This is a genomic window from Streptomyces sp. NPDC051569, assembly GCF_044454085.1.
Taxonomy (GTDB): Bacteria; Actinomycetota; Actinomycetes; order Streptomycetales; family Streptomycetaceae; genus Streptomyces.
This window is the reverse complement of the sequence record NZ_JBITDJ010000008.1, coordinates 184,866-205,963: the sequence shown is the minus strand read 5'-3', so window position 1 is coordinate 205,963 and position 21,098 is coordinate 184,866. Positions and strand designations below refer to the sequence as shown.

11 protein-coding genes and 1 riboswitch are annotated in these 21,098 nt (G+C 71.6%); of the genes, 7 read left to right on the top strand and 4 right to left on the bottom strand.

Annotation, left to right across the window (positions count from 1 at the left end; all coding sequences use genetic code 11):
- The first annotated feature begins 240 nt into the window (after positions 1–240).
- The 5 genes from ACIBAE_RS15615 to ACIBAE_RS15595 all read left to right on the top strand — a co-directional run bounded on the left by ACIBAE_RS15615 (position 241) and on the right by ACIBAE_RS15595 (position 13,405).
- Positions 241–1,311, top strand: coding sequence for a pyridoxal phosphate-dependent aminotransferase (locus ACIBAE_RS15615; RefSeq protein WP_399285317.1), 1,071 nt, complete (start codon positions 241–243; stop codon positions 1,309–1,311).
- Positions 1,308–2,423, top strand: coding sequence for a 2-ketoarginine methyltransferase (locus ACIBAE_RS15610; RefSeq protein ID WP_399285315.1), 1,116 nt, complete (start codon positions 1,308–1,310; stop codon positions 2,421–2,423). Before ACIBAE_RS15615 ends, ACIBAE_RS15610 begins: the two co-directional genes overlap by 4 nt.
- A gap of 218 nt (positions 2,424–2,641) precedes the next feature.
- Positions 2,642–11,539 carry an amino acid adenylation domain-containing protein gene (locus ACIBAE_RS15605; protein WP_399285314.1) on the top strand — a complete coding sequence of 2,966 codons (8,898 nt, stop codon included), beginning with the start codon at positions 2,642–2,644 and terminating at the stop codon, positions 11,537–11,539.
- Positions 11,540–11,858: 319 nt separating this feature from the next.
- On the top strand, positions 11,859–12,764 hold the full coding sequence (locus ACIBAE_RS15600; RefSeq protein WP_399285312.1) for a hypothetical protein: 906 nt from the start codon (positions 11,859–11,861) through the stop codon (positions 12,762–12,764).
- Between the two features lie 59 nt (positions 12,765–12,823).
- Positions 12,824–13,405 carry a Uma2 family endonuclease gene (locus tag ACIBAE_RS15595; protein ID WP_399285311.1) on the top strand — a complete coding sequence of 194 codons (582 nt, stop codon included), beginning with the start codon at positions 12,824–12,826 and terminating at the stop codon, positions 13,403–13,405.
- An 88-nt stretch (positions 13,406–13,493) separates the two neighbouring features.
- Here ACIBAE_RS15595 and groL read toward each other — a convergent pair whose 3' ends face one another.
- From groL to thrC, 4 genes are all read right to left on the bottom strand, one after another.
- Positions 13,494–15,119 carry a chaperonin GroEL gene (gene groL, locus ACIBAE_RS15590; protein ID WP_399285309.1) on the bottom strand — a complete coding sequence of 542 codons (1,626 nt, stop codon included), beginning with the start codon at positions 15,117–15,119 and terminating at the stop codon, positions 13,494–13,496.
- Positions 15,120–15,583: 464 nt separating this feature from the next.
- Positions 15,584–15,787, bottom strand: a complete 204-nt coding sequence (locus ACIBAE_RS15585; RefSeq protein WP_005315736.1) for a cold-shock protein — start codon at positions 15,785–15,787, stop codon at positions 15,584–15,586.
- Positions 15,788–16,139: 352 nt separating this feature from the next.
- A complete protein-coding gene (locus ACIBAE_RS15580) occupies positions 16,140–16,418 on the bottom strand; it encodes a MoaD/ThiS family protein (RefSeq protein WP_399285308.1) in 279 nt (92 codons plus the stop codon).
- Between the two features lie 97 nt (positions 16,419–16,515).
- Positions 16,516–17,808, bottom strand: coding sequence for a threonine synthase (gene thrC / locus ACIBAE_RS15575; RefSeq protein WP_399285306.1), 1,293 nt, complete (start codon positions 17,806–17,808; stop codon positions 16,516–16,518).
- A gap of 17 nt (positions 17,809–17,825) precedes the next feature.
- Positions 17,826–17,953, bottom strand: a riboswitch (SAM riboswitch).
- Positions 17,954–18,108: 155 nt separating this feature from the next.
- Here thrC and ACIBAE_RS15570 point away from each other — a divergent pair.
- Positions 18,109–19,071, top strand: coding sequence for a glucosyl-3-phosphoglycerate synthase (locus ACIBAE_RS15570; RefSeq protein WP_399285369.1), 963 nt, complete (start codon positions 18,109–18,111; stop codon positions 19,069–19,071).
- Positions 19,072–19,205: 134 nt separating this feature from the next.
- Positions 19,206–20,651: a trehalose-6-phosphate synthase gene (locus ACIBAE_RS15565; RefSeq protein WP_399285305.1), complete on the top strand. Its 1,446-nt coding sequence runs from the start codon at positions 19,206–19,208 to the stop codon at positions 20,649–20,651.
- Positions 20,652–21,098: the final 447 nt, after the last annotated feature.

Below are 21,098 nucleotides of genomic sequence, written 5' to 3'. Positions count from 1 at the left end.
TCACGGTCGCGGATACGGGTGCCGGGCGGGCTGTACGGGAACATCTCGGAGGCCTCGGCCGCCCCCGCCCCACGGCCCACGGCCCACGGCCCACGGCCCATGTTCCGCCGACACCGGGACAGTTGTCGTGATCCGGTGATTCTTCACCTGTGATCATCTCATTCATGCTGTTGGGTGCCGGTGTTCACCTGACACGGCGAATCTTCGGTGGCGCGAAACAGCCCACCGAACGGATTTTTGATGAAGAGCACGCCCCACGGCGGGACCGCGGGCCTCCGCCTCGACTGGAACGAGTGCGCGGCCGGGCCGTCCCCCGCGGCCATCGCCCGGGTCGTCGCGAACGCCGGCGATCTGCACCTGTATCCGCGGGGGCTCCTGGGTGAGGTCACCGAGGCCGTCGCGCGGGAGAACGGGGTGGCCCCGGACTCCGTACTGCTGACCAACGGCATCGACGAGGCCGTCGATCTGGCCCTCACTCTGGTCGACACCGCCTGGTTCGTCGCGCCCGGGTTCGACGCGTACCCGGACCGGGCCCAGGTGCTGGGGCGTACGGCGCGGCCGATCCCGCTCGACGAGCACGGGGAACCGGCTCTCTCCCCGGCGGAACTGGCGGGCCGGGGTGCGGTGTTCCTCGCACAGCCGCACAACCCGACCGGGCGGCTGTTCCGCTCCGCGTGGGTGAGCGAGGCGATCGGGGGCGCCGAACTGGCCTTCCTCGACACGACGTACGCGGACTTCGCGGACCCCGGTGCCATGGAGGAGATCCTCGATCCGGACTCTCTCGCCGCCCACCCCCGGTTGCTGGTCTTCCGCAGCTTCTCCAAGAGCCACGGCCTCGCCGGGGTCCGCCTCGGCGCGCTGATCGGCACCCCGGAACTCATCGCCCGCCTGCGCGGCCGCCAGCGCTTCCACTCGGTCAACTCCGTCGCTCTGCACGCGCTCGCCGGGTCTCTCGACGATCAGGACCACCGCCGGGAACTGCGCGACCAGGTGCTGGCCGACCGGCCGCGCTACGTCGCCGCGCTCGGCGCCCATCCGGTGTTCGCCGAGGCCCGCGACACGCACGCCAACTTCGTCGTCGCCCGCTGCCGGAACGGCCTGACGTCGGCCGAGGTCACCCGGCGGCTCGCGGAGCAGGACGTGTGGGTACGGGACTGCGGCCCGCTCGGCCTGCCCGGCTGGCTGCGTATCTCGGTCTCCACCACCGCCGACCTCGAACGACTCGTCGACGCGCTCCACACCGTCGACGCGCTGACCGCGACCGCCCCCGCGCCGCACCTGGCCACCCGCTTGCTGGAGGAAGTGTCATGACCGACCCCGCCGTTGCCGCACCTGTCACCACCCCCGTTCCCGCCGCCACCACCGCTGTCCCGACCGATTTCGAGCACCGGCTCGTCGAGGCGATCCAGCCGATCCGCCACCTCGCGCTCGCCCACGCGCTCTACACGGTGATGGACAACGGCGTGTACGACACCATCAAGGCCGAGCCCGGTCTGCCGGCCGCCGTCATCGCCGACCGGCACGGGCTCGACGCCGAGCGGTTCGGCGGGCTGTGCCTCTACCTCGCGAACGAGGGATACCTCGCCCGGGAGAACCGTGGGACGGAAACCGGCTGGCACCTCACCGGCAAGGCCGAGGCCCTCGCACCGTTCCAGCCCTGGTACACCCTGCTGGTCGGCGGCTACGCGCAGACGTTCGGGCAGCTCGGGGACGTACTCAGGAAGGACGCCCCGTGGGCGCACCGCGACGGCGCCAAGGTGGGCGCCGGGTCCTGCGGAATGAGCATGTTCGACGCGCTGCCGCTGGCCGACCGCCTGCTGGACACCCTGCCCGCCGAGGGACTCACCGTGGTCGACCTCGGCTGCGGCGACGCGGCGTTCCTGACCGAACTGGTGCGGCGCCGCCCCGGCCTGCGCGCCGTGGGCATCGAGCCCGACGAGGTGGGCAGCCGGCTGGCCGCCGAGCGCGTCGAGGCCGAGGGCCTCTCCGACCGCATCACGATCCACCGGGGCCGGGCCGCCGACGCCGTCTCCGTCGACCTGCCCACCGACGGGCAGCTCTGCTTCCTGACCGCCTTCGTCCTCCAGGAGATGCTGGAGCAGGAGAGCGAGTCGGCGGTCGAGGACCTGCTGCGCAAGACCATGGAGAACTACCCCGGGGCGCACTGGCTGGTGATCGAGGTCGACCACCAGCTGGACGACCCCCGCACCATGGCCCACTCGCTCGGCCAGGCCTACTACAACCCGTACTTCCTGCTGCACGTCATCACCGAACAGCGGCTGGAGAAGCGCGCGTTCTGGGACCAGCTCTTCGTCCGGGCCGGGCTCGACACCGTCGACTTCGCGCACCCCGACACGAGCGTCGACTCCACCGGGCTCGAACTGGGCTACCTGCTGCGGGGCCGGCACCTCGACGCCGGCTGACGACGGCCCGGCCCTTCCCGCTTCTTCACCCCCGCTTCTTCACCCCCGCTTCTTCTCCCCCGCTTCTTCACCCCCGCTTCTTCTCCCCCGCTTCTTCTCCCCCGCTTCTTCTCCCCCGCTTCTTCTCCCCTGTGGCTGATCCCGCGTCGAGGCCGATGCCCGACGCGGGATCCGCCACGGCCTCCACCCATCACGGCCAGAACCCGAGGACACCCATCGTGCCCGTCCCGCCGATATCCACCCCTCCGTCGCCCGCCGCCGACGACGGCCCCCCGGCGGCCGGCGGCGCACGGCCCGTCCAGGGCGTGCCGGCCGCCCTCGCGCGGCATGCCCGAACCCAGCCCGACGCGATCGCGGTCACGGACGGCACGGCCGAGCTCTCCTACCGGCAGTTGTACGCCCTGGCGTCGTCCTACGCCGAGGAACTGCGCCGGGCGGGCGTCGGGCGGGGCGACACCGTCGGCCTCGGTGCCCGGCGCGGCTGCGGCACCGTGGTGGCGATGCTCGGACTGCTGCTCGTCGACGCCGCGTTCGTACCGCTCGATCCCGCCGACCCGGCGGAGCGGCTGCGCTCCATCGCCGAGGGCAGCGGTGTCGGTTCGGTGATCGCGTCCGAGCGGTGGCTCCCGGCCTTCGAGGCGGCGGGGCTGCGTCCGCTGCCGCCCGTACCGTCCCTGCCCGGGGACGGCCGGTACCCGCAAGCCCCGCAAGCCCCGCAAGCCCCGCAAGCCCTGGCGGACCAGGCGCCTGTGGCCGGGCGGCCGGACGATCTGGCGTACATCATCCACACCTCGGGGACCACCGGCCGGCCCAAGGGCGTCGGCATCCCGAGGCGGGCGCTGGACCACTTCAGCCGGGAGATCGCCGCCGGATACGGTCTGGCGCCCGGCGACCGCGTCCTGCAGTTCTCCTCGATATCCTTCGACGGCAGCATCGAGGAGATCTTCCCGCCTCTGTACGCGGGCGCCACCATCGTCGTACGGGACGAGGGGACGCTCGCCTCACCGGGCGCGTTCCTCGGCTGGTGCGGTGAACTGGCCCTCACCGTCCTGCACCTGCCGACCGCCTACTGGCACGAAGTCGTCGACGCCATGGCCCAGGACGGGCTGCGGCTTCCCGCGTCGGCCCGCATCGTCAGCGTCGGCGGTGAGGAGATCCGGCAGGACCGCGTCGCCGACTGGCGACGGCTGCACCACGACTCCCCCGTCCGGCTGGTCAACGTCTACGGTCCGACCGAGACCACCGTCGTCGCGACCTGGGACGACCTGGCGGGACCGCTCGCCGTCCCCCGGCCGGAGGGCGAACCGCCGACGATCGGCCACCCGCTGCCCGGCGTACGGGTACGGGTCATGGGGAGCGCCGGTCCCGTCGAGCCCGGCGAAGAGGGCGAACTGCTCATCGGCGGCCCCACGGTCGGGCTGGGTTACATCAATCTGCCGGAGCTGACCGCCGAGCGGTTCAGCACCGACGCGGACGGCACGGGCACGGACAACACAGGTGCGGGCGGCACGCGTTACTACCACACCGGGGACAAGGTCAGGCAGCTGCCGAACGGCAACCTGGTCTACCTCGGCCGGATGGACCGGCAGATCAAGGTACGCGGCTTCCGCGTGGAGCCCACCGAGGTCGAGGAGGCGCTGATCGCGGATCCCCGGGTCCGCGACGCCGTCGTCCGGTACGACGCCAAGCGCGCCATGCTCGTCGGTTATCTGCTGGCCGCCGGCGAGGACGCGGGCCCCCTGGACACGGCGGAGCTGACCGCGCGCCTGACGGAACGGCTGCCCGCGTACGCGGTGCCCTCCCGGCTCATCGGCGTCGCCGCGTTCCCCCTCAACTCCCGTGGCAAGGTGGACGCCGAGGCGCTGGCCGCGCTGCCCCTCCCGCCCGCACCGGCCGCGCCTGCGGGCACCACGGGCCCGGACGGATCCGGCACCGCGACCAGCACGGCGACCAGCACCGCGACCGGCACCCTGCGCACGATGGCGGAGCTGATCGCCGACGTGCTCGGCCTGGAGTCGGTCGGGACCGGTGAATCCGTCTTCCTGCTCGGTGCGCACTCACTGTCCGCGATCCGCATCCTCACCAGGATCGAGCGGGCGTTCCACGTCCGGCTCACCCTCGCCGACCTGTACGCGAACCCCACCGCCGAGGCCCTGTGCGCGCTCCTGGCGGACGCCGCACCGAGCACGGCTCCGGCGCCGGAGGCAGCCGCCGGAGGCCGGACCACCGACGGCGAGCCCGACAGCGGCGAAGCCGGCGACCGGCTGCCGCTCACCGCCTTCCAGCACGACGCCTGGCTGGCCGAACAGCTTCTGCCCGGCACCCCCATGCACACGCTCGGACTGCGCTACCGCATCACCGGACCGACCGGACCCGCCGCCGTCACCGCCGCCCTGCGGCTGCTGGCCGAGCGCCATGAAGCTCTGCGCGCGGTCTTCGAACAGGTCGATGACCTACCGCTGATGGTGTTCGGCGGCCCGGTGCCCGACATCGAGGTCGACACGCACGACCTGACGGGCCTGCCCGCCGCCGATCGCGAGACCCGGCGCCGCGAACTGGCCGCCGCCCGGGGCCGTACCGTCTTCGACCCGGCCACCGGCCCCCTGCTGGCCGGCACGCTGCTGCGGCTGGACACGGACACCTGGGAACTCGTCCTCGCCGTCCACCACCTGGTCTTCGACGGGTGGTCCGCGTCCGTGTTCGCCGAGGACCTGGCCCTGCTGCTGGACGGCGCCGAGCCCGCCCCCGCCGGGGGCTTCGCCGCGCGGCTGCGCCAAGGGGTCCGGGACGGCCGGTCCGCCGCCGCCCCGGCCCGGGCGGCGCTGCTCGACCACTGGATCACCCGGCTCGACGGGGTGGACACGGAGGTCGAGCTGCCGGCCGACCGTCCCCGGCCGGCCGTACGGTCCTTCACGGGCGCCAAGATCGACCACCGGCTCGACCCGGCGCTGTCGGACCGCGTCGACGCCGCCGCCCGGCAGGCGGGGACCACCACGAACGCCTTCGTCCTGGCCGCCCTGGGGACCCTGCTCACCCGGCTGACCGGCCACACCGACATCACCGTCCTCGCTCCGGTCGCGCACCGCGACGATCCGGCGAGTGAGCGCGGGGTGGGCGCCTTCATCAACATCCTTCCGCTGCGCACCGACCTCTCCGGTGACCCCGATTTCCGTACGGCCCTGCGGCGGGCGACCGAGACCGTGGTGGACGCGCTCAGCCACCAGGACCAGTCGACGGCCGAGCTGGTCCGGGCGCTGCCGGTCCGGCACCGCGCCGACCGGGGTCCCCTCACCCAGGTGATGCTGATCGTCGTCAACACCCCTGCGGCCCGGGCCACGCACGGCGCGGTGTCCGTCGAGCATCTCGGCGACACCTTCCCGGGCACCACCAAGCTCGATCTCACGGTCACGCTGGACTTCCCGGCATCGGGTCCGGTGCTCTCGGTCGAGTACGCCACCGAGCTGTTCGACCACGCGACCGCGCGGCGGCTGCTCGAACAGCTGCTGACACTGCTGGAGGGGGCGCTCGACGAGCCCGGCACGGCGATCAGCCGCCTCCCGCTGCTCTCGGCCGAACGGCGCCGCGAGGTCCTGGCCGCCGGCAGCACCGCGAGCACGGAGCCGCTCCCGGCCGCGCCCGGCGAGACGGGCAGCGAGACGGGACCCGAGGCGGGCACCGAGGCCGGACCCGGGGAGGAACCCGGGGACGGACCCGGCGGGGTCCACACCCTGTTCGAGGAGCACGCCCGCCGGACTCCGGACGCGCCGGCCATCACCCATCAGGGCCGGCACTGGAGTTACTCCCGGCTCGACCAGGAAGCCACCCGGCTGGCCCGGCGGCTGCGCGCGGCCGGTGTCGCCTGCGGGGACCGGGTCGGCATCCACCTGCCGCGCGGCCCGTGGGTCTACGCCGCGGTCCTCGCCGCCTGGAAGACCGGCGCGGCGTACGTACCGCTGGACCCGCAGTACCCGGCGGAGCGGCTGCGCCACATGTTCTCGGACAGCGGCGCCCGTGCGCTGGTCACCGACGAGTCGACCGGATTCGCCCCGCCGGCCGGTGTCCCGGTCGTCCGCGTCACCGGAGCGGCAGCCGACGAGGACGGCCCCGAGAGGCCGTCGGCCGGGGAGCGGGTCTCCGCCGGCGATCCGGCGTACGTGCTCTACACCTCGGGCACCACCGGTCTGCCCAAGGGGGTCGTCGTCTCGCACGGCAATCTCCATCACGCAGTCGCCATGTGGCGCTCCGCGTACGGGCTGGAGCCGGGCTGGACACACCTCCAGGCCGCCAACGCCTCCTTCGACGTCTTCGTCGGTGAGACCCTGCGCGCGCTGGGCACCGGCGGCCGGATCGTTGTCTGCCCGCACGAGACGCTCCTCGACCCGCCGGCGCTGCACACCCTGCTGCACGACGAGCGGGTCGCCGTCGCCGAGCTGGTCCCCACCGTGCTGCGCGGCCTGCTCGACCTCGCGAAGCCGCTGCCCGCGCTGCGGCTGCTGGCCGGCGGCGCCGAGAAGTGGTACGTCCACGAGTACCGCCGGGCCGTCGCGCTGCTCGGTCCCGGCGGCCGGGTCGTCAACTCGTACGGGGTGACCGAGGCGACCATCGACAACGCCTACTTCGAGGGGGACGTCAGCGACGAGGCCCCGGGGGCGTCCCTGCCGATCGGCCGCCCGTACCCCGGCAACCGGCTGTACGTGCTCGACGCGCACGGGCTGCCCGTGCCGTTCGGCGTGCCGGGCGAGCTGTGGATCGGCGGCCCGGGTGTCGCCACCGGCTACCACGAGCGTCCCGATCTCACCGAGGCGCGTTTCCGCCCCGACCCGTTCGCTCCGGCGCCCGGCGCCCGGATGTACCGCACCGGGGACGGCGCGCGGCTGCGTGCCGACGGTGTCATGGAGTTCCTGGGCCGTCTCGACGACCAGGTCAAGCTCAACGGCCACCGCATCGAACTCGACGAGGTCGAGGCGGCCCTGGCCGCCCAGCCCGGGGTCCGGGCGGCGGCGGTCGCGATCAGGACCGACGCCCGGGGGCTGCCCCGGCTCGTCGGGTACGCCGTCCCGGCCGACACCGGCCGGCCGCCGGGTGCCGAGGAACTGCGGCGCGGGGTCCAGGAGATCCTGCCGCACTACGCGATTCCCGCCAGGACGGTCATCCTTCCGGCGCTCCCGCTCAACGCGAACGGCAAGGTCGACCGCAAGGCGCTGCCGGAGCCGCCGGAGCAGGGGCCCGGCGACGCCCCGGCCGGACCGCGCACCGGCACCGAGAAGGAAATCGCCGTGCTCTGGGGCGAGGTGCTGGGCCGGGACGGCGTCGGGATGGACGACGGCTTCTTCGAGCTGGGCGGCGACTCCTTCGCCGCGCTGCGGCTGGTACGTCTCGTCGAGCAGCGGTGCGGCGTACGCGTCGCGCTGCTGGACCTGTACCGCAACGCCACGGTGGCGCGGCTGGCCGAACACGTCGACCGGCGGACCGGCACCGAAGCCAGGGCCGTATCCGGGTCCGGGGCCGCATCCGTATCCGGGTCCGGGTCCGGGTCCGGGACGACGGAGACGACACCCGGCGGGGAGGGTTCGCTGCTCCAGCACTTCACGCCGGACCGCGAAGGACCCCTCGCCGCCACCCTGGTCTGCATCCCCTACTCCGGCGGCCAGGCGCTCTCCTTCGAACCGCTGGCCAGGTCGCTGCCGGACGACTGGTCGGTGTACGCGCTCCAGAGCCCGGGCCGCGACTGGAGCCGTCCGGACGAGCAGGCACTGGACTTCGACATCCTCATCGAGCGGTGCCTCGACGAGATGCGGCACCTGCCGGGTCCGCTGTATCTGTACGGGCACTGCCACGGCTCGGCGATCACCGTGGAACTGGCGCTGCGGGCCGAGGCCGAGGGCCTCCCGCTGGCCGGTGCGGCGATCGGCGCCATGTTCCCGATGGCCCGCCTTCCCGGACGGTTCTTCGACTGGGTCTACCGGCACTTCCCGGTCGACCGGCTGGTCTCCGACCGCGCCATCCTGGAGGAGATCCGGGCGCTGGGCGGCGGGATGTCGGAATTCGACGACCCGGAGGAGTACGCCTTCGCGATGCGGTCCGTCCGGCACGACGAGCGCGGCTCCGAGGACTACTACGCGCGCACCCTCAGCCAGGAACGCGGCCAGGGCGCCGGGCGGGTGCTGCGCGCCCCTCTGCTGAGCGTGGTCGGCTCCAAGGACCGGGTCACCGAGCTGTACACCGAGCGCTACCAGGAGTGGGAGCACTACGCCGACGACGTCGAACTGGCGGTCATCCCCAAGGCGGGCCACGGCTTCCTCAAACACCAGGCGGTGCAGCTCGGCGCCGAACTCGCGCGCTGGGCGGCGAACAGGAGCGCTCCGGACGAGTCACCGGCACCACCCCCGGCCGAACGGGCCCCCGCCGCGCGTACGGCGGATGCCCCCGACGCGGGTACGGCGCAGGCTCCCGCCGCGCACAGGGCACAGGCTGCCGCCCGGCGTACATCACAGGCTCCCGCCGGGCCGAAGCCGAGCCTCGGCCGGTTCGCCGCCGTGGCGGCGGGCCAGTTCGTCTCCACGGTCGGCAGCGCGCTCAGCCAGCTGGTGATGAGCCTGTGGGTCTATCAGCAGACCGGACGGATCACCGACTTCGCGTTCGTCACGGCGGTCTCCCTCCTGCCCGGCCTGCTGCTGGGGCCGCTCGCCGGGGTGGTGGCCGACCGGTACGACCGCCGCAAGGTGATGCTCTTCAGCGACCTGGGCGCCGGGCTCGCCACGCTGGCGATGATCGGGCTGATCGCCGGTGACCGGCTGAACATGCCGTACGTCTACCTGCTCTGCGGACTGACCTCGGTCAGCGCCGCCTTCCAGCGGCCCGCGTATCTGGCGGCCGTCGCCCAGCTCGTCCCCAAGCCGTTCCTCGGCCACGCGAGCGGTGTCACCCAGCTCGGTACGGGAGCGGGCGCGCTGTTCGCCCCGATGCTCGGGGCCGGACTGCTGAGCGTCATGTCCCTTCCGGCGATCCTCCTCATCGATGTGGCGACCTTCGTGGTGGCCGTGGGCACGCTGCTGCTGGTCCGCTTCCCGGACCGGATGTTCCGCCGCCGTGAGGAAGCCGTACGGGCGGAGATCGTGAACGGCTGGCGGTACATCACCAAGCGGCCCGGCCTGAAGTCCATGCTCTGGTACTTCATCGTCGACCACTTCCTGTACGCCGCCGGATTCGCCCTGATCACCCCGCTGATCCTCATCGAGTACGACATCTCCACGCTCGGGGTGGTGCTCACGGCGGGCGGCCTGGGCGCGGTGCTCGGTTCGGTCGCCATGGGCATCTGGGGCGGCACCCGCCGCCGTACCGACGGCATGATCCTCTTCATGGGCGCCAACAACCTCGGGCTGCTGGTGATCGGCCTCGCCGGGGAACCGTGGCTGCTGGTCGCCGGCATGTTCGGCATGGCGTTCACCGAATCCCTGATCAACGGTCACTGGATCGCGCTGCTCCAGCGGAAGGTCGGCCTGGAGCTCCAGGGCCGGGTCCTGGCCATCTTCATCACCATCGTCACGATGGCCATGCCGCTGAGCCACCTGGTCGTCGGGCCGCTCGCCGACCACGTCTTCCGCCCGATGCTGCTGCCCGGCGGCGCGCTGGCCGGTTCCTTCGGAGCCCTCCTGGGCACCGGTCCCGGCCGGGGTCTGGCGCTGGTCGTCATCACCAGCGGCCTGCTTCTCACCCTGTGGACCGTGCGCGCCTGGTTCAACCGGCGGCTGCGGTACGTCGAGGACGCCCTGCCGGACGCGGTCCCGGACGCCGAGATCGAGGACCGGGACACCGAGCAGCGCCGCGCGGACGAGAAGCTCCTGGGGACCGCCGGTGTCCTGGTGGCCGGGCCCACCGCCGCACCGGCCGCACCCACCACACGCACCACACGCACCCCTGCGAACGCCTCGGCCGCCTCGGCCGCCGAGCAGGAATGGCTCGACACCTGGCAGAGCGTCTACGACGCGTCGTACACCGGGTCGTGGGACGCGATGGGCGAGGACTTCACCGGCTGGGACAGCAGCTACGACGGGTCGGCGATCCCGGTCGCGGAGATGCGCGAGTGGCGCGACGCCACGGTCGACCGCATCCTCGAAACGCGCCCGCGCCGGGTCCTGGAGATCGGCGTCGGCAGCGGCGTGTTCCTGGCCCGGATCGCGCCGCACTGCGAGACGTACGTCGGTACGGACCTGTCGCCGGTGGCCATCGCGACGCTCGGCACGCAGCTCGAAGCGCACCCCGCGCTCCAGCAGCGGGTGGAGCTGCGGGCACAGCCCGCGCATGTCACCGACGGGCTGCCGGAGGGCTCCTTCGACACCGTGGTGATCAACTCGGTGGTGCAGTACTTCCCCAGCGGCGAGTATCTGACCGGTGTCCTGACCGGCGCGCTGCGGCTGCTGGCCCCCGGCGGCCGGCTCTTCATCGGTGACGTACGGAATCTCCGGCTCCAGGAGAGCTTCGCCGCCGCCGTCCAGCTCCGCCGCGCACCCGCCGGTACGGACGCCGGGGCGCTGCGGGCACTGACGGCGCGGGCCGTCGAGACGGAGAACGAACTGCTCGTCGATCCGGCGTACTTCACCGCCCTCGCGGCCGGACTCGACGCGATCGCGGCCGTCGACGTGCGGACGAAGCGGGCGACGACCGGCAACGAGCTGACCCGCTACCGGTACGACGTCGTCCTGGCGAAGTCCCCGGCCCGGACCGTCTCGCTGGCCTCGGCGGCCCCGCTGGTCTGGGGGACGGAGGTGACGGACCTGGACGGGCTCGCCGCCCTCCTCACCGTGCCGGGGCGTGTGCTGCCGGTCCGTGTGACGGGCGTACCGAACCGGCGGCTCGTCCCGGACGTGCCCGAGCCGGACGGCTCCCTGGCTCCCGACACCGAGGAGTTCCACGCGCTGGCCGCGCGGCTGGGTCTGTGGTCGGCGGCCACCTGGTCGGCCACCCGGAACGACCACGTGGACATCCTGTTCGCGCGGGCCGCCGACACCGAGGGCGCCGCGCTCACGGGCCTCCTGGGATCACCGGAACCCTCCGCCGACGCCTCTTCCGGGCCGCTCACCAACACCCCGGCACGGCGCGCGGTACCGGTCGGCTGACCGCCCGTCACACACCCACCGGCCCCGGCCGCCCACCCGACCGACAGGTCACCACGGGCAGCCGGGGCCGCCTGGTGTCCGGGGCGCCGCCCGGAGCTCAAGCCGCGTGCTCCGAGCCCTCTTCACAAGGAGTGGCAGGAAGGATCAGTACCCACCCACCCACCCACCCTGACTGACTGGCGAGTTGACGCCTGGTGACCGGCTTGCCACGGAGGGTGTCGGCGCTCTAGCGTGCCCAGAGAGCAAACAGCCCCCGCTCGGTGCGACAACACCTGCGGGGGCCTGACCAACAAGATCGACCACTTGAGAAAGCGATCTGATGGCTGACACCCAGTTTAGTGCTGCCCCCGACCCGTCGCGCCCGGCTCCGCCCGACCTCGCGGCATCTCCGCAGGCTTCTCACCCGATGGCCAACCCCGGCTACGGCAAGCGTTCGACCCCGGATCAACCGCCCAGGGGCTCCGCCGACTTCGCCCACCTGCCGCGCCGCGAGGCGGCCGTCGCCGCCTTCATCGACCGGCTGCGGGACGGCTCGGACATGTCCGTGAAGACCCTCGCCAAGGCCCTTCCGTACGGCCAGTGCGCACTGCGCACCGCGCTGCGGACACTCCAGGCCACCGGCCATCTGCGGCGGGGCCGCGAACACCTCTTCACGGAGGACGGGGCGCGCTGGGTGACGCGTACGTGGTTCTCCCGGACCGCACGCACGAACGCCTGGTGGTCCGCGTTCATCTCCGGTGACGTACCGCCCGACGACGGGGCGTCCGCCCGTAGGCAAACCCGCTCCCGCGCCTACATCCTGCTCGCCGCGCTCGGCCGGACCGCCCCCGCGCTGTCGCTGTCCGCCGCCGACTGCACGGCGCTGGAACCGCTCACCGCCACCTGGTTCGAGCGGGGCGCCACCGAACGGCAGGTGCTGCGCGCCCTCACCAACGGACTGCCCTCCGTCATCCACCACCCGGCGGCCTTCACCCGTAAGCGCCTGGAGGAGAAGCTCCCACCGGAACCGGTCATCGCCCCCCGGCCCGCGCTGCGGATCCTGGAGTGCGCCACGTGCTGCGCCCCGGGCCGCCCCGAGACCCTGCTCGACGGCGAGTGCGGCCCGTGCCGGGGCGAGCCCGCACCCGTACGCGGCCCGTCCCCGGTGCCCCCGGACCGGGTCCGGGCACTGGCCGCCGAGGCCCGCGCGGCGGCGTCCCGCCCCCCGGAAAGGACCCCCGTGTGACGGTTCAGTTGATCCGCCGACACCAGCCCGGGGCACCATGGAGGCGAGGAGGCGACACCATGACCCCCAGCTCCAGCGCCCACATCGGCCAGATGTCCGTCGAGGACTTCGAGGCGATCGCTCGTCATACGCCCGAGACGGTCACGCTCGAATTCATCAACGGAAAGCTAGAGGTCAAGCCCGTGCCGGACGGCGACCACGGTGAGATCATCATGTGGCTGCTGCGGCAGTGTCTCCAGCAGCGCCCGGAACTGGGCCTCTATCCGGAGCAGGGGCTGATGGTGGAGACATATCGCAACGGCCGTGCCCGCCCGGACGGCACATTGACGCAAGTCGGCAACTTCGCCGGGCACAGCGAATGGGCTCCGGCCGACGGGGTCCTCATGACCGTCGAGGTCACGTCGCACGACCGGGACACCGATCGCCACGATCGTGTGGAGAAGCGGGACGGCTATGCCGCTGCGGGCATCCCCGTCTACCTCCTGATCGACCGGGACGCCGAGCAGGTCGTGGTGTACACCGATCCGGAAAAGGGCCGTTACCGGAATCGCGTCTCCCACGCGTACGGCGCCACGGTCAAGCTCCCGAGTCCCGTTGCCATCACCCTGGACACCGAAAAACTCCAGGACTACGCGCGCTGAAACGCCCGAGGGCGGCACCCCCTCGTGAGAGGAGGTGCCGCCCTCGGTCAGGACGGTTGATCAACCGGCGGCCGGAGCCTGGGGTCGATCAGAAGTCCATGTCACCGCCCGGCATGCCACCCGGAGCACCGGCGGCGCCGGCCTTCTCGGGCTTGTCGGCGATGACGGCCTCGGTCGTGAGGAACAGCGCCGCGATGGAGGCCGCGTTCTGCAGGGCAGAGCGGGTGACCTTCGCGGGGTCGATGATGCCCTCGGCGATCATGTCGACGTACTCGCCGGTCGCGGCGTTGAGGCCGTGGCCGACCGTCAGGTTGCGGACCTTCTCGACGACGACGCCACCCTCAAGACCACCGTTCACGGCGATCTGCTTGAGCGGGGCCTCCAGCGCGAGCTTGACGATCGCGGCACCGGTGGCCTCGTCGCCCGAGAGCTCCAGCTTCTCGAAGACCGAGGAAGCCTGGAGCAGAGCCACGCCACCACCGGCGACGATGCCCTCCTCGACGGCGGCCTTGGCGTTGCGCACCGCGTCCTCGATGCGGTGCTTGCGCTCCTTGAGCTCGACCTCGGTCGCGGCGCCGGCCTTGATGACGGCCACGCCGCCGGCCAGCTTCGCGAGGCGCTCCTGGAGCTTCTCGCGGTCGTAGTCCGAGTCGCTGTTCTCGATCTCGGCGCGGATCTGCTTGACGCGACCGGCGACCTGCTCGCTGTCACCGGCACCGTCGACGATGGTGGTCTCGTCCTTGGTGATGACGACCTTGCGGGCACGGCCCAGCAGGTCCAGGCCGGCGTTCTCAAGCTTGAGACCGACCTCCTCGGAGATGACCGTTCCACCGGTGAGGATGGCGATGTCGTTGAGCATGGCCTTGCGGCGGTCACCGAAGCCCGGGGCCTTGACGGCGACGGACTTGAAGGTGCCACGGATCTTGTTGACGACCAGCGTCGACAGCGCCTCGCCCTCGACGTCCTCCGCGATGATCAGCAGCGGCTTGCCGGACTGCATGACCTTTTCGAGCAGCGGAAGGAGGTCCTTCACGTTGCCGATCTTGGAGTTGACGATCAGGAGGTACGGGTCGTCGAGGGACGACTCCATGCGCTCCATGTCGGTGGCGAAGTACGCCGAGATGTAGCCCTTGTCGAAGCGCATACCCTCGGTGAGCTCCAGCTCCAGACCGAAGGTCTGGGACTCCTCGACGGTGATGACGCCTTCCTTGCCGACCTTGTCCATGGCCTCGGCGATGAGCTCGCCGATCTGGGTGTCAGCGGCGGAGATGGAGGCGGTCGAAGCGATCTGCTCCTTGGTCTCCACGTCCTTGGCCTGCTCCAGCAGGGCGCCGGAGACGGCCTCGACGGCCTTCTCGATGCCGCGCTTGAGGGCCATCGGGTTGGCGCCGGCGGCCACGTTGCGCAGGCCCTCACGGACGAGCGCCTGGGCGAGCACGGTCGCGGTGGTCGTACCGTCGCCGGCGACGTCGTCCGTCTTCTTGGCGACTTCCTTGACCAGCTCGGCGCCGATCTTCTCGTACGGGTCCTCGAGCTCGATCTCCTTGGCGATGGAAACACCATCGTTGGTGATCGTGGGGGCGCCCCACTTCTTCTCGAGGACGACGTTGCGGCCCTTGGGACCAAGGGTGACCTTGACGGCGTCGGCGAGCTGGTTCATCCCGCGCTCGAGACCGCGCCGTGCCTCCTCGTCGAACGCGATGATCTTAGCCATGTGAAGTGGTCCTCCCGGACTGGGGTGGATTGCTCCGGACCGTGTCGGCGCCCGCGACGGACGGCCTGAGAGCCATGCGGTTCCTTGCCCCGCCGGCTCTTCGGGCCTCACCGACCCGGTCCATAAGTTGTCACTCTCACTTGCAGAGTGCTAACGCCAATGATTAGCACTCGACCCCCGAGAGTGCAAGCTCCTCCGGCGTCTCCGGCGAGCGACCGCCCCTCGCGGAGACCGCCCGGACGGCACCCACCGCACCCGGTCCGGGCACCCGCGAGCAGCGAGGACACAGGCGCGCGGGCGCGCGGGCGCGCGGGCGCGCGGGCGCGCGGGCACGGGCAGCGGGGCACGCGCACGGGCACGGGCAGCGGGGCACGCGCACGCCGGGCACGCACGAGGGGCCCGTATCCCATCTCTGGGATACGGGCCCCTCGGCGTGAGTGCGTCGGTGGCCGATCGCGCCGGGATCAGACGGCGAGCTTGACCATGTCCGCCTGCGGACCCTTCTGGCCCTGCGAGATCTCGAACTCCACTCGCTGACCTTCTTCAAGGGTGCGGTAACCGTCCATCTGGATCGCGCTGTAGTGGACGAAAACATCCGCACCACCGTCGACCGCGATGAAGCCGTAGCCCTTCTCCGCGTTGAACCACTTGACGGTGCCCTGAGCCATGCCTAACTCCCCTATTACTGGCCCTTGCGCGGGGCCATACTTCGCGCCGGAACGCGTCGACCGCGGCTGAATGTATCTGCCCAACTGCCCTCTGCAACAGGTCAATCGGACGAGAATTCTGGGCATGGCTGAACACGCATAGCGATGAATTCACTGCGTTCCAGGGCAAGTCGGGCCGGGCAAAGCGCACCTAAAGCGCAAACGGCACCGGGAGTTCGGCCCCATCTTGTCGCGTTCTCACGGGCGTTGGGCGCGTGGAGCGGAGGGGCGTTCCCTTACTCTATCGCGCTCAACCATAAAGAACGGCCCCCTCCGCTTCGCTTGCGGAGAGGGCCGTGGGAGTTACGGAGTGTCAGCAACCGCCCGCGACGGCGGGGATGATCGAGATGCCCGCGCCCTCGGGAGTGGCGGTCTCCAGGCCCTGCTCGAAGCGGACGTCGTCGTCGTTCACGTAGACGTTCACGAAGCGCCGCAGCTTGCCCTGGTCGTCCAGGACACGGGCCGCGATGCCCGGGTGGTCGGCCTCCAGGGACTGGATGACCTCGGAGAGGTTCGCTCCCTCCGCCGGGACCTCGGCCTGGCCACCGGTGTACGTACGGAGAATGGTGGGGATGCGGACCTTGACGCTCATGGTGGGGTGCCTTCCTTCAGTGGTGGGCGGTGGTGCTCGGCGGGCCCGCCGCCCGGCAGGGCGCGGGCCCGGAGCGGGCCGGACGGGGACGGCGTGGTCAGCCGGCCAGGCCGGCGGCGCGGAAGGCGTCGAGACTCGCGGGGATCGTGGCAGTCGGCCCGGTCGTCGGCGCCACGGCGTCCAGCGTCTTCAGACCGTCGCCCGTGTTGAGCACCACGGTGGTGAGCGTCGGGTCCAGGAGTCCGGCCTCGATGAGCTTCTTCGTGACACCGACGGTCACGCCGCCCGCCGTCTCCGCGAAGATCCCCTCGGTGCGCGCCAGCAGCTTGATCGCGTCGACGATCTGCTCGTCGTTCACGTCCTCGACAGCGCCGCCGGTGCGGCGGGCGATGTCCAGGACGTACGGGCCGTCGGCCGGGTTTCCGATCGCCAGGGACTTGGCGATGGTGTCGGGCTTCTGCGGCCGTACGACGTCGTGCCCGGCCTTGAAGGCGGTGGACACCGGGGAGCAGCCCTCGGCCTGGGCGCCGAAGATCTTGTACGGCTTGTCCTCGACCAGGCCGAGCTTGATCAGTTCCTGCAGGCCCTTGTCGATCTTCGTGAGCTGCGATCCGGAGGCGATCGGGATGACGAGCTGGTCGGGCAGCCGCCAGCCGAGCTGCTCGCAGATCTCGTACGCGAGCGTCTTGGAGCCCTCGCCGTAGTACGGGCGGAGGTTGACGTTGACGAAGCCCCAGCCCTCGCCCAGCGGGTCGCCGATGAGCTCCGAGCAGAAGCGGTTGACGTCGTCGTAGTTGCCCTCGATGCCGACGAGTTCACCGCCGTACACGGCGGCCATGACGACCTTGCCCTGCTCCAGGTCGTGCGGGATGAACACGCAGGAGCGGAAGCCGGCGCGGGCGGCGGCGGCGCCGACGGCGCCGGCGAGGTTGCCGGTGGAGGAGCAGGAGAGAGTGGTGAAGCCGAAGGCGCGGGCGGCCTCGACGGCGATGGCGACGACGCGGTCCTTGAAGGAGTGCGTCGGGTTGCCGGAGTCGTCCTTGACGTGGAGCGAGCCGGTGATGCCGAGTTCGCGGGCGAGGTTGTCGGCCTTGACGAGCTTGGTGAAGCCGGGGTTGATGTTCGGCTTCGTGGCCACGTCGGCGGGGACGGGCAGCAGCGGGGCGTAGCGCCAGATGTTGTCGGGGCCCTCCGCGATGCGCTTCTTCAGCTCTTCGGGGCCCCCGCTCGGCAGGTTGTACGCGACTTCGAGCGGCCCGAAACAGGAGGCGCAGGCGAAAAGGGGACCGAGGCCGAAGCGCTCTCCGCATTCGCGGCACGAGAGGGCGGCGGCGGGTCCGAGATCGACGGCGCCGGAGGCGGATTCGTGGTGGACGGTCTGCACAGCCATGGAGGCGAGGCCCTTTCTCCTCATCTTCCTCGCGACGCACTTCGCCGCGAGACGGAATTGGCACCTTCCCCACCGTGACCTCGCGGTCGGCGGGATGGTTGCCGGGGCTTCAACGGGCCGTTCCCTCTGCCCCTCTGGATGAGCGGTATGGCGCCGGACCTGGGGTCCGGTGCGTTTTTCCACGTAACGGCCCCCGGCATGCGGCAGCCATTCGTGTTGTTCAAGACTGTAACGGAAGTAGCGGGCGGTTGAGATGGTCGTCCGCACCGCGAGATGGATCACGTGCAGGGAGTGCCGACCGTGCTGGAAGAGGTGGAACGCTGGCTGACCAGGCGTTCCTGGTCCGTGGCCGACCGCCCGCTCGACCGGATCCTGGCGGCGAAGGCGATGCGAAGCAGCACGGTGAGCGTGGTGCTGCCGGCGCTGGACGAGGAGGAGACGGTCGGCGAGATCGTCTCGGTGATCCGGCGTGAGCTGATGGAGAAGGCGCCGCTCGTCGATGAGCTGGTGGTGATCGATTCCGGTTCGACCGACCGTACGGCGCGGGTCGCCGCGGCGGCGGGCGCGCGCGTGGTGCACCGGGACACGATCCTGCCGCGACTGCCCGCGCTGCCCGGCAAGGGCGAGGTGCTGTGGCGGTCGCTGCTGGTGACGAGCGGGGACATCGTGTGCTTCGTGGACGCGGATCTGCGGGAGTTCTCGGCGGACTTCGTCTCCGGGATCGTGGGGCCGCTGCTGACCGACCAGGACGTGCGGTTCGTGAAGGCGATGTACGACCGGCCGCTGAGCCGGGCCGCCGGGGGGACGGCGGGTGGCGGCCAGGGCGGCCGGGTGACCGAACTGGTGGCGCGGCCACTGCTGAATCTGCACTGGCCGAGGCTGGCGGGCTTCGTCCAGCCGCTGGGCGGGGAGTACGCGGCGCGGCGCTCGCTGCTGGAGCGGCTGCCGTTCCCTGTGGGGTACGGCGTGGAGCTGGGCCTGCTGGTGGACGCGCTGGACACGGAGGGGCTCGACGCGCTGGCGCAGGTCGACGTGGGGGTGCGCGTCCACCGCCACCAGGACGAACGGGCGCTGGGGCGGATGGCGGCGGCCATCTACCGTACGGCTCAGCTGCGGCTGTCCCGGGCACATCTGGTGAGGCCGCGGCTGACGCAGTTCGAGCGGGGCGAGGACGGTTTCGTACCGAGGACGCACGCGGTGGACACGGAGGAGCGGCCGCCGATGCTGGAGATCGCCGAGTACACGGCCGGGCGCGCGGCGTGACGACCGGTCTCCAGGTCAGGTGCCGGGTCGCCGCCCCGGCGGGGCACGCGCAGCGTGACGAGTGAGGCACGACTCACCCCAGCGCGGGCATGTCCGTACGTTTGAGCGTTTCGGCTACGGGCTAGGTTCGGCACATGGTCTCCGAGCAGCCCGCCCAGGTCCCCGTACGGACCCCCGCCCAGGTCCTCGTCGCGTCCAACCGCGGCCCCGTCTCGTACACCCTGCGTGACGACGGCGCGCTGGAGGCGAAGAGGGGCGGCGGCGGACTCGTCTCGGGGCTGTCGGCCATCGGGTCCGACGCGGACGCGGTGTGGGTGTGCGCGGCGCTCGGCGCGGGTGACCGGGAGGCGGTCCGGCGCACGGGCGGCAGGCTCGACCAGGCCGACACGGGCGATCAGCGGGTCAGGATGCTGGGGATCGCGCCCGATGTGTACACGGACGCGTACAACGGCGTGGCCAACTCCACGCTCTGGTTCGTCCACCATCTGCTCTACCAGACGCCGCTGGAACCGGCCTTCGGGCCGGAGTTCCGCGCGCAGTGGGCTTCGTACGAGACGTACAACCGCGCCTTCGCCGAGGCGCTGGCCGACGAGGCGGCAGACGGCGCGGCCGTCCTGATCCAGGACTACCACCTGGCCCTGGTACCGGGGATGCTGCGGGCGCTCCGCCCCGACCTGAGGATCGGGCACTTCTCGCACACCCCGTGGGCGCCGGTCGACTACTTCCGGCTGCTGCCGGACGACATCGCGCGGCAGCTGCTGCGCGGCATCCTCGGCGCGGACCGGGCGGCGTTCCTGACGCGCCGGTGGGCGGACGCGTTCACCGCCTGCTGTACGGAGCTGCTGGGCGGCACCGGCAACACCAGGATCGGCGTGCACGGCCTGGGCGCGGACGCCGACTTCCTGCGCGAGCGCGCGCACCGCCCCGACGTGGACGAGCGGCTGGTGTCGCTGCGCGAACAGATCGGCGGCACCGACCGGAAGGTCATCGTCCGCGTCGACCGGACGGAGCTGTCCAAGAACATCGTGCGGGGCATGCGGGCGTACCGGCAGCTGCTGGCGGACCATCCCGAGTGGCGCGAACAGGTCGTCCATGTCGCCTTCGCCTACCCGTCCCGGCAGGACCTGGCGGTCTACCGCGACTACACGGCCGAGGTCCAGCGCGTCGCGGACGAGATCAACGCCGAGTTCGGCACGGATGGCTGGCTCCCGGTCGTCCTCCACGTCAAGGACGACTTCGCGCGTTCCCTGGCCGCCTACCGGCTGGCGGACGTGGCGCTCGTCAACCCGATCCGCGACGGCATGAACCTGGTGGCCAAGGAGATCCCCCTGGTCGCCGAGAACGGCTGCGCACTGGTCCTGTCGCGCGAGGCGGGCGCCTACGAGGAACTCGGCGAGGACGCCCTGGTCGTCAACCCGTACGACATCAGCGCCACGGCCGCCGCCCTCCACCAGGCGCTGAGCATGCCCCCGGGCGAACGGGCGGAACGCTCGAAGCGCCTGGCGGCGGCGGCGACGGCGCTCCCGCCCCAGCGGTGGTTCCTGGACCAGCTGGAGGCGCTGCGCGCGCTGCCCGCCTGACACCCCGGGCGGTACACGTCGGGTCCGGTCAGGTCCGGTCAGAAGCTGTTGTCTTTCCGTACTTGATCGCTGACTTTCTGCTGGTCAGACATGGTGTGGCGGATTCTGTGGCAGACAGGACACGTCGTGTCGTCTTGGTCGTGGAGGTCCGGGATGCCGTCGGTGGTCGGTTTGCTGGAGGAGCGGGAACAAGGTGCCCGGCAGCGGGTTGAGGTGTTGCGTGAGGGAAGCGGACCGGGTCCTTGCCGAGCTGCGCGACGCGGAGTTGTTCTGGGGAACGGTTCGTGAGTGCGCGGGAGGTTCTCGTCGAGGTTCTCGCTGGTCCGGGCGGTGGTGCTGACGTCGGGAAGACGGCTGTGCCGGTTGCGGAGAACACTGCCCCGTCCGCCATCCGAGCCGCCTTCGACCGCGTCCAACATAGACATCAGGACCTCCTGGCGTGCTCGG

Excerpts from the sequence above, each read along its gene's own strand:
- ACIBAE_RS15565 (WP_399285305.1), top strand. The coding sequence starts at position 19,206 with ATGGTCTCCGAGCAGCCCGCCCAGGTCCCCGTACGGACCCCCGCCCAG.
- ACIBAE_RS15580 (WP_399285308.1), bottom strand. The coding sequence starts at position 16,418 with ATGAGCGTCAAGGTCCGCATCCCCACCATTCTCCGTACGTACACCGGT.
- groL (WP_399285309.1), bottom strand. The coding sequence starts at position 15,119 with ATGGCTAAGATCATCGCGTTCGACGAGGAGGCACGGCGCGGTCTCGAG.
- ACIBAE_RS15610 (WP_399285315.1), top strand. The coding sequence starts at position 1,308 with ATGACCGACCCCGCCGTTGCCGCACCTGTCACCACCCCCGTTCCCGCC.
- ACIBAE_RS15600 (WP_399285312.1), top strand. The coding sequence starts at position 11,859 with ATGGCTGACACCCAGTTTAGTGCTGCCCCCGACCCGTCGCGCCCGGCT.
- ACIBAE_RS15595 (WP_399285311.1), top strand. The coding sequence starts at position 12,824 with ATGACCCCCAGCTCCAGCGCCCACATCGGCCAGATGTCCGTCGAGGAC.
- ACIBAE_RS15585 (WP_005315736.1), bottom strand. The coding sequence starts at position 15,787 with ATGGCTCAGGGCACCGTCAAGTGGTTCAACGCGGAGAAGGGCTACGGC.
- thrC (WP_399285306.1), bottom strand. The coding sequence starts at position 17,808 with ATGGCTGTGCAGACCGTCCACCACGAATCCGCCTCCGGCGCCGTCGAT.
- ACIBAE_RS15615 (WP_399285317.1), top strand. The coding sequence starts at position 241 with ATGAAGAGCACGCCCCACGGCGGGACCGCGGGCCTCCGCCTCGACTGG.